8 protein-coding genes are annotated in these 5,728 nt (G+C 65.5%); 2 read left to right on the top strand and 6 right to left on the bottom strand.

The annotated features are described in order from the left end of the window. Positions 1-162: 162 nt before the first annotated feature. Together ACWDX6_RS30560 and ACWDX6_RS30555 are read left to right on the top strand one after the other, a co-directional pair. On the top strand, positions 163-720 hold the full coding sequence (locus tag ACWDX6_RS30560; protein ID WP_451488116.1) for a hypothetical protein: 558 nt from the start codon (positions 163-165) through the stop codon (positions 718-720). 104 nt (positions 721-824) lie between these two features. Beyond that, a complete protein-coding gene (locus ACWDX6_RS30555) occupies positions 825-1,508 on the top strand; it encodes a hypothetical protein (protein WP_451488115.1) in 684 nt (227 codons plus the stop codon). Positions 1,509-2,037: 529 nt separating this feature from the next. On the opposite strand, the gene ACWDX6_RS30550 is transcribed toward ACWDX6_RS30555, so the two are convergent. The 6 genes from ACWDX6_RS30550 to ACWDX6_RS30525 form a co-directional block, all read right to left on the bottom strand. After that, entirely contained in the window at positions 2,038-2,208 is a 171-nt protein-coding gene (locus ACWDX6_RS30550; protein WP_214898595.1) for a hypothetical protein, read from the bottom strand. Between the two features lie 36 nt (positions 2,209-2,244). Further along, positions 2,245-2,601 (bottom strand): PRC-barrel domain-containing protein, encoded by a 357-nt coding sequence (locus tag ACWDX6_RS30545; RefSeq protein ID WP_214981204.1) that lies wholly within the window; start codon positions 2,599-2,601, stop codon positions 2,245-2,247. A gap of 262 nt (positions 2,602-2,863) precedes the next feature. Beyond that, on the bottom strand, positions 2,864-3,115 hold the full coding sequence (locus ACWDX6_RS30540) for a hypothetical protein (RefSeq protein ID WP_451488114.1): 252 nt from the start codon (positions 3,113-3,115) through the stop codon (positions 2,864-2,866). Next, positions 3,112-3,333: a hypothetical protein gene (locus ACWDX6_RS30535; protein WP_451488113.1), complete on the bottom strand. Its 222-nt coding sequence runs from the start codon at positions 3,331-3,333 to the stop codon at positions 3,112-3,114. The genes ACWDX6_RS30540 and ACWDX6_RS30535 overlap by 4 nt, the downstream gene beginning before the upstream one ends. Positions 3,334-3,434: 101 nt before the next feature. Continuing rightward, positions 3,435-4,001: a VanZ family protein gene (locus ACWDX6_RS30530; RefSeq protein ID WP_451488112.1), complete on the bottom strand. Its 567-nt coding sequence runs from the start codon at positions 3,999-4,001 to the stop codon at positions 3,435-3,437. A 408-nt stretch (positions 4,002-4,409) separates the two neighbouring features. Then, the gene (locus ACWDX6_RS30525; protein ID WP_451488111.1) at positions 4,410-5,273 is read right to left on the bottom strand and encodes a YihY/virulence factor BrkB family protein; all 864 of its coding nucleotides are present in this window, start codon (positions 5,271-5,273) and stop codon (positions 4,410-4,412) included. Positions 5,274-5,728: the final 455 nt, after the last annotated feature.

The raw sequence follows: 5,728 nt of genomic DNA, 5'->3' as shown, positions 1-5,728 counted from the left end.
TGCGTCGCGAAAGACGTCGAGCTTCTCTTTCTCTGATGTCCGCGAAGCCGGGGCAGGCCCTCATGCTCCCGCAGTTACGGGACAGCCCTTAGGCGTCAACGCTGGGAGGCGTAACCGAACGAAGCCATTCCCTTACGCCCGGTCTACTCCTATGATCACGACATGTTGGGGGCGGGCGATTGCACTGACGAGGCTGCGGAAAAGATCTTGAGCGCGACTGTGAACGCGCAGCTCAATGCACCTATCCGCTGGAAGCCCAAGAGCGTGCGCAAGGATGGTCGAGCATCGCAGCTCGAAGGCAACGTACCTGTGCGCAGCGATCTATCGGACCGCTTTGACCTGCTCTTTCGCATTAAAGTTGATCTAGCGTGGGAGTACACGCTGATCTTGCGTCATCTGCCCAGTGGTGTGAACGTCCGGCGATTGGATGTCCGAGGAACCCACAGGGATCGGACGGGCGAGGACTACATCTGTCGCACTCACAAGCATCGCTGGAGCGAGGCTAGAGGCAACAAGGATGTGTACGAGCCAACGGACATACGTCACGATCCGGCGGTCCCGGCTGATGCGACGCTCGAGGCATTGGAAGAGGAGTACCGTCGGGTACTGCTCGATTTCATGGGCGAGTGCAACATCACCGTCGAGGCCGGGTACAACTGGGTTAGCCCCCCAGTACCACCCGAGACGCTACCGCTAGAGGGATTGGAGGAGTACCCGTGATCAGGGACGACCTACTGCCCTCTGCGGTCCGTGATCAACTTCCTGGATGGTCGATAGCACCTGGCGGGAAGCCTGGAACCGTCGCACTCACTGGTGGACTCTTCTTGAGCGACGGGGACGGGGTCACTGTGCTGGTGAAGGTGGTCGGCCAGGAGATCCTTGCGAGTGATGCCGGCGTAGCCGCCATGCGTCTGATGGACGCAGGTGTTGATCTGAGTTCCGGACGTGCTGGCAAGGCATGGGACGAAATCCTGGATGGTTACCACCTCAGGGAGATCCATGGGCGGATTACGGGGCGACGTTCCATCCACTGCGCTAGCGCTCTGGTGGCCGACATCGCAGGTGCTGTTCTCTCGACAGACAGCCTGAAGTGGTTGGCTCAAGGAGGTCGTGAGAGCCCACTGGAAAGGTCCCTTTACGCCTTCCTCAGTTCTGCTCACCTCAAGTACCAGAAGCGGCCGTCTGTAAGGCTTCCCCGAGGTGGAGAAGTACGTCCGACAGCACGCGTGACCGCCCCCAAGCGCGAGGTCCTCGTGCAGGCGGCAGCTAGTAAGCAGGCAGCCGAGCATGCTCTCGTACTCGTGCAGCAGCTCTCCCGCGCTCGCTATTCGCCGGATCAGAGGTTTGTCTTGCTCAGCGGCAGTGCCGACGACTGGAGTCCAGATCAGTTGGATCTTCTAGCAGACAACACGCCCGTCGGCTTCGCCTCAGACATGCGGATGGTGGATCTTTTCTTGAAGGAAGGTAAGGCGCCGCCGCGACTGTGGGCTCAGGCTGCTACTGACTGACGTGTGGCCGTGCCACTTCCGTGCCAGAACGCGCGGGGAGCCACGGGGAGTGACGGACATCGACGGGTCCTGAGCCGCAGCCTATCTCTGCAACATCAGGGCAGGTCAGACGCAAATCCGCCCTCCCGCTCTCCTAAAGCGGGTGTCGCAGGTTCGAATCCTGCCGGGGGCACAACACAATTGCAGGTCAGCGCACTGAAGGCCTTCCAGGGAACCACCCCGGAAGGCCTTTGGGTGCGCAATGGGAACATCCTGGGAACATTGAACTGCGCATTAGTCGCACTTCGAATATTCTTCGGCGACGGCTGGGAGAGACCGCCGACACCTGGTTGATGCTGACGACACGCTGACGCACGCCGACGACCCCTGATGTCGGGCGGGAACAGGGGCCGTCACCACACAGTTCCGGCAAGCAGCCGGAAGGGGTGCACGTGTCGCTTGTCCAACGCGCCCACGGGCGGGGAGGTCGCGCCGCCGGGAGCGAGGGCCGGTGAACGCCGTGGCGGTTGGGATCCTGGGCTATCCGGCGTTATCGGATGGGGCGGCGGCCGGAGCGCCGGGACCAGCGCACCGCGATGAAGGCCACAGCAGCCACGAGGACCACGATGCCGATGATCAGCAGGTAGAACAGTCCCTCCACCACCACGCCGACGATTCCCAGCACGACGGCGACCAGAACGAGAAACAGGAACAGAGCCATGACACGAACACCTCCTTCGGGATGAGTGCGGGGCGGTCAGCGGCGCGCGAGTTGCCTCTCGCCGCCCGCGCCCGGCTGGTAGGTCAGGTCGTAGTGCTGGAAGATCGCTTCCTCGGCCTCGGCGGGCAGGATGTCGTCCATACCGACCGTGGGCGCCTTCTTCACCAGCGCCTTGTCGTAGGAGACCTTGACGTAGTCCGGTCCCAGGATCGCCTCGTCGAGGGGCACGAAAGCCAGCTGGTGACGGGTGGGAAGTCCGATACGGACCGTGGCCATGGCCGGTTCGTCGGTGGTGGTGTCCACGTAGATGGCTTCGAGCACGCCGATCTTGCGGCCCTTGGGGTCGACGACGCTGTGGTTGCGCCACTCACGGATATCGGCTGCATGGATCATGGCCTGTCCTTCTCACTCTGCTCTGTCGTCTGGTTCGGTCAGCACAGCCTCGTCACCCTCGCCCTCGCCGGCACGGGCAGGCTTCAGCCCTATCAGGATGGCCCCCTGGGAAACGGATCGCGATGATTGCTTCGGCGAGCCGGTCACACAGCAGCCTGCCCACATCCTGTGGCCCCGCCGCCGCAGCGCCCGGGCTCTCGGCGTCCTGCCTGTTCCGGTCGTTCTCGCTCACCCCGTGAAGGGTGCCCCGGATCCGGTTCCCTCAACGCCCCGTCCACACGCTGCCGCGCCCGGCACCGACCCGTACACCGGCCGCAGACGGGAAGGAGACGCCGCCGGACCCCAGGGGTCGGTGGACCCCGTGGCAGTTCGGATCGGTGCACCCGCCCAGCTCGAAGGAGCGGTCCGCCGGCGGCGTGTCCTGCCACTCCACCCGCATCGCCTGGAGCCTGGCCACGTCCGAGGCGACGTCCGGCAGCTCTGATCGCAGCCGGGCCGCCCACTGCTCGGTCACAGCGCCTGGCCGTTGACGTACAGCTCCCCGTCGACGCCACCGAGCGCCACCAGCACCCCGCGCTGCGAAGGAATCACCATCGCGCCGACCGCCCCGGCAAACTTCCCCAGCCGCACCAGGGCCTCGGTCGCAGCCCGGGCCCGGGCCATCGCCACCTCATCGACCGGCGGCAGCGGGTCCGCCGGTCCGGGCGGCTCCAGCATCACCACTGACGTCATGGATGGCGGCTCGGACCGGCACTGTCGTAACCGCCCTGCTCGCCGACCTCGTCGACACCGCGCGATACCTCACCCGCCGGAGGGTCGGCTGAAAGGCTCAGTTACGTCGGATCCGAAGCAGTCACCGGGCGTTTGGTGAATCGGTGCCACCAGGGGCGGCGCCGGGGATGCACTGCACGGCCCAACCGGCGGCCGATCAGCAGGTAACCCAGAAGAGCACCTGTGGTGTTGAGCAGAACGTCATCGATGTCGAAGGTACGCCCGATGATGAGGGCGCCTTGGACGAGTTCCACGAGGAGCATCACGAGAGCGGTGACCACCGCTACCCGGACCAGCCCTCGCGTTCGGGGCACCAGCACCGGCAGCAGCACACCGAACGGCACACCCATCACGATATTGCCACCGAGCTGCTTGACCGTGTCAAGGGACGCGGGCTGGGCGAGATAGGTACGGATGGAGTCACCAGGGCGCAGATTGCTGTGCGTCAACGGCACGGACGCCGCCGACGGTTCCAGCGTCAGTCGGGCCAGCACCACCGCGAATCCCACCATCGCCGCGAAGGCCAACAGCATGGCCAGTACCCGGCCGAGCACAGACAGGGGAGGTTTTCCGGAAACCGGGTCCCCGGGTTCCGTCGCGGTCTTGTCACGCAGGACTATCCGCGCCATTACAAGCTCCTAGCCACATTGGTTTGCTTGGACGTTCCGATACCCGCGTCGTGAAGCGGCAGGCGCTACTCGGGGTCCGGTCCGGTCCGAAGAAGTCGGCGAGCCCAGAGGCAGCTGGATGAGCATGCGGCGCAGCAACGCGTCGTCAGGCTCCTCAGCGGCCGGGGCGGGCACTGGTCACCGACGTACCGGTTGAGTGTGTCATGCCCTCAGCCTTCTCCACCCTCACAAGTGCCGACGCGGGTCTCCTGTGACATGCGGCGTGACGCGACGGGCAGCGGTTGTCAGTGGCACTGGCTACGGTGCCTGGCGTACTGGTCGTCGCTTTGCCTGCGGGTGTCTGGGTGCCAGGGAACGGAGTGGCTGGCCGACCGGGACGAGGGGGCTGGGCAGCTTGTGCCTTGTCGGTCACCGACGGCGGAGTTTGGCCAGTTCGGCGTTGAACTGAGCCCCGGTGAGGAGGGCCAGGTTGGACAGCCACAGCCACACCAAGAAGACGATGATCCCGGCGAGCGACCCGTACAGCCGGTTGTAAGTGCCGACGTGCGAGACGTAGAGGGCGAAGCTGGCGGAGGCGACGAGCCACAGGGCCACGGCCAGAGCGTCTCCCACAAGCCTCTGCCGCACCCCGCGTGTCCCGGCCGGGCCCGAGCGGAACAGCACCAGCACCAGGATGGCGACCAGGCACAGCAGGAGCGGCCACTTCAGCGCGTTCCATACGGTGCCGGCCAGGCTGCCCATGCCTACCAACCGGCCGACGGCGTGGGCAGCCTCACCGGTCAGGATGAGCACCAGGGCACTGGAAACCAGAAGCATCAGCAGCACCACGGCGGTCATCACCAGCCGTGGTGCAGTCCTCCACGCCGGGCGCAGGTCCTCAACGCCGTGCATGACGTGCAGGGCTCGGCGGAAGACCCCCAGATAGCTGGAGGCGGACCACAGGGCGCCGATCGTGCCGAAGACGGCCAGCGTCCAAGCAGCTGTGTGCTGCTCCGCCATGCCCTGCAACGTGCTCTGCATGACGGGGCGGGACTCGGTCGGCACGACAGCGATCATGTTGCTGATCAGGTTTTCGGTGGTCGAGGCGCCGACGATTCCCAACAGTGAGACCGTGACGAGGAACGTCGGGAAGAGCGCGAGCACCGCGTAATAGGTGAGGGCGGCAGCGAAGTCGGTCACGTTGTCGTTCCACACCGAGGCCGGGGTCCGGCGGAGCGCGGTACCGATGTGCTGCCAGCCCGGCAGGTCGCGCGCGTACGTCGGGGGCGGCAAGGGCGGTGTGGTTGCCTGGCGTGTCTGCAAGTGGTGTGCAGGGGGCTCTGTCTTGGAGCGGGGCAGCGGTGCGCGATCGGCACCTCCCGGCTGAGGCGCAGGCGTTGGCGAGCTGCTCATCAGGCGGGTGCCTCCCCCTCGTGCCATGTGCCGTCGTCCGGCTCCTGTTGGCAAGGTCCCCGGCGAGCCGTTCGTACGTCACCCCGGGCGGCACGCCCCGCTCACCGATGCGCGATCTGCCTGGAGATACCGGCGTACCTGCATCTGTCCGTGCCGCAGAACGTATCCGCTACTCCGCCGGACAGCCAACCCCCTCACCTTTCAGGACTTCGAGATCAACAACTGGCAGCTTGGCACTTGTCTAAGGGTTGTCCCGTAAATGATCTCCGGATCGCCCTGGGCAGGGCTTGCCGCCGTACGAGCCGCTGATCTATCCAGCGAGGGCGAGGTTGTGC

It is taken from the genome of Streptomyces sp. NPDC003027, from assembly GCF_053591435.1.
This window is presented reverse-complemented; position numbering and strand designations above follow the sequence as displayed.

Coding starts and splice junctions, on each gene's coding strand:
- ACWDX6_RS30550 (WP_214898595.1), bottom strand. CDS start 2,208: ATGGCTCTGTTCCTGTTTCTCGTTCTGGTCGCCGTCGTGCTGGGAATC.
- ACWDX6_RS30545 (WP_214981204.1), bottom strand. CDS start 2,601: ATGATCCATGCAGCCGATATCCGTGAGTGGCGCAACCACAGCGTCGTC.
- ACWDX6_RS30535 (WP_451488113.1), bottom strand. CDS start 3,333: ATGACGTCAGTGGTGATGCTGGAGCCGCCCGGACCGGCGGACCCGCTG.
- ACWDX6_RS30530 (WP_451488112.1), bottom strand. CDS start 4,001: ATGGCGCGGATAGTCCTGCGTGACAAGACCGCGACGGAACCCGGGGAC.
- ACWDX6_RS30560 (WP_451488116.1), top strand. CDS start 163: ATGTTGGGGGCGGGCGATTGCACTGACGAGGCTGCGGAAAAGATCTTG.